The sequence below is a fragment of the Corallococcus sp. CA047B genome, from assembly GCF_003612065.1.
GTDB lineage: Bacteria > Myxococcota > Myxococcia > Myxococcales > Myxococcaceae > Corallococcus > Corallococcus praedator.
Genome location: NZ_RAWD01000601.1, coordinates 1 through 2,164, shown reverse-complemented (window position 1 = coordinate 2,164; position 2,164 = coordinate 1). Strand labels below are relative to the sequence as shown.

Sequence of the window (2,164 nt, the reverse complement as noted above, 5' to 3'; positions counted from 1 at the left end):
GGCTTCTAGCGTCCCCCCCCGTCCACATGGTCGCGCCCGCCGTCGTCCTTCCGGATGCCCGCTGTGGCCAGCACCCCACCGTGTCCGCGGTGGCCCTGTGCGCGCGCTGCGGCGGCTTCCTGTGCGGCGCGTGCACGGAGGTGCTGGAGGAGACGGCGTACTGCGAACCGTGCGCCGAGCGGCGCTGGCAGGACACGCGGCCGTGGCGCGCCGGGCAGGCGCTGCTGGTGGCCAACATCCTGGGGCTGCTGTTGCTCACCGCGCCGCTCATCCACCTGTCGTGGACGACCCGGCCCGGCAGGCTGAGCGGGGTCGAGGCGACGCTCCTGCAACTGGGGTGGACGCTGGCCTCGGGCGTGGGCGGCATCGGCTTCTCCACCTGGAAGCTGGGGCGTCAGGCCCGCGCGGAAGCGTCCTCGGGCGGTGGGCTGGCGCGCGCCCTGCGCATCCTGTCGGCGCTGAACCTGCTGGGCGTGGCGCTGTGGGCCGCGCTCGCCGTCTTCTCGCTGTACTTCTTCCGGATGAAGTCCTGAGGGTCCGGGCCGCGCGTCAGACGCCGCGCGCGTTGGGGTCCCACAGGTACTTGTGCATCTGGAGCTGGAAGCGCACCGGGAGCCGGTCCTCGATGATCCACTCGGCGAGCTCGCGCGGGTGGAGCTTGTCGAAGATGGTGGAGCACAGGACGCTGTACGGCTTGGTGCCCAGGCGGTGCTCGGTGATGAGCGCGCGTGACCACTCGTAGTCCTCGCGCGAACCGATGACGAGCTTGAGTTCGTCGTTGGCGTTCATCGACACGAGGTTGCGGTAGTCATTGCGGTCGCACTCGCCCGACGACGGCGTCTTCATGTCCACGATCTTGTGGACGGCCGGGGGCACGAGCCGCACGTCGATGGCGCCGCTCGTCTCCAGCAGCACCTTGAGGCCCGCGTCCAGCAGCGACTCCATCAGCGGGTACACGCCAGGCTGGAGCAGGGGCTCGCCGCCCGTCACCTCCACCGCGGGCGTGTTCAACGCCAGGATCTGCGTGACGATGTCCGCGTTCTTCATGCGGTTGCCGCCGTGGAAGGCGAACTCGCTGTCGCAGTACGTGCAGCGCAGGTGGCAGCCCGTGAGGCGGATGAAGGCGCAGAGCAGGCCGGCGTGAGAGGACTCACCCTGGAGGGAGAGGTAGATTTCCTTCACCACCACGGAGTCGGCGGTGGGGACGCGACGGGGCTCGATGTGCGGGCGTGCGGCGGGCATGGGCGTGCTTGCGGAAAAGGGGCGCATCAAGCGCACCCGGGGGCCGTGGGTCAAGCCCGGTGGCCATTCCGGGACGAACGCGCCCCGGGGGGCCGGGAATTCCAGGTCGGTCGGCTGCTTCCCGGAGGCTAGGTGTGGGTTGGAGACCGGCGGGCCTTCACCCGGTCGATGAAGGTGTCGATGAGGTGCCGGGCGATGCTCAGCCGGGGCGGGATGCGCGGCAGGTCGTCCACGTCGAACCAGCGGGCCTCGGCGATCTCCTTGCCGTCCACGGTGACGTCGCCGCCCGCGTACTCGGCCATGAAGCCCACCATGAGCGAGCGGCCGAAGGGCCACGGCTGGCTGCCGAAGTAGGTGAGGTCCTTCAGGTCCACGCCCACCTCCTCCTTCACCTCGCGCAGGACGGTCTCCTCCAGCGACTCGCCAGGGTCCACGAAGCCAGCGACGGTGCTGAAGAACGGCTCGGGGAAGGTCGCGTTGCGCGCCAGCAGCATCTGGTCGCCCCGGGTGATGAGGACGATGACGGCCGGAGAGATGCGCGGGTAGTAGGGCGTGTGGTCCACCGGGCAGCGGCGGGCGCGCTCCCCCGCGACGAGCTGCGTGGGGGTGCCGCACTTGCCGCAGAAGCGGTGGCTCAGGTCCCACTCCGCGATGGACAGCGCGCGGCCGGCCACGGCGAACGTCGCTTCGTCCACCTGCTTGTAGAGCGAGCGGGCGGGGACGAACTTCATCCCTTCGGGCGGCGCGAAGTCCCCGGGCAGGGGCACCGCGTAGCAGTCCGTGTCGTCGAGCACGCCCAGGAAGTGGGCGCTGGCGGCAAGCTCCGGCAGGTCCGCGCACCGGGGGAGGGCGAGGGTGCCGTCGCGGTCGGACACGAGCAGGTCCATGCCGCGCGCGGGGAACAGGAGCGCGGTGTCGCGCG

Annotated in this window: 3 protein-coding genes; 1 reads left to right on the top strand and 2 read right to left on the bottom strand. The window is 70.8% G+C overall.

All coding sequences use genetic code 11. The features are described 5' to 3' along the window. Positions 1 to 533, top strand: a 533-nt coding sequence (locus D7X74_RS43430; RefSeq protein ID WP_158622374.1) for a hypothetical protein, incomplete at its 5' end; no start/stop codon positions are given. A 16-nt stretch (positions 534 to 549) separates the two neighbouring features. Here D7X74_RS43430 and D7X74_RS41440 read toward each other — a convergent pair. Together D7X74_RS41440 and nudC are read right to left on the bottom strand one after the other, a co-directional pair. Then, positions 550 to 1,242 carry a radical SAM protein gene (locus tag D7X74_RS41440; protein ID WP_120538411.1) on the bottom strand — a complete coding sequence of 231 codons (693 nt, stop codon included), beginning with the start codon at positions 1,240 to 1,242 and terminating at the stop codon, positions 550 to 552. A gap of 128 nt (positions 1,243 to 1,370) precedes the next feature. Next, a partial coding sequence (gene nudC / locus D7X74_RS41435) for an NAD(+) diphosphatase (protein ID WP_120538410.1) occupies positions 1,371 to 2,164 on the bottom strand: 794 nt, incomplete at its 5' end.

Bases quoted from the DNA above. Each gene is read 5' to 3' on its own strand.
- D7X74_RS41440 (WP_120538411.1), bottom strand. From the start codon at position 1,242: ATGCCCGCCGCACGCCCGCACATCGAGCCCCGTCGCGTCCCCACCGCC.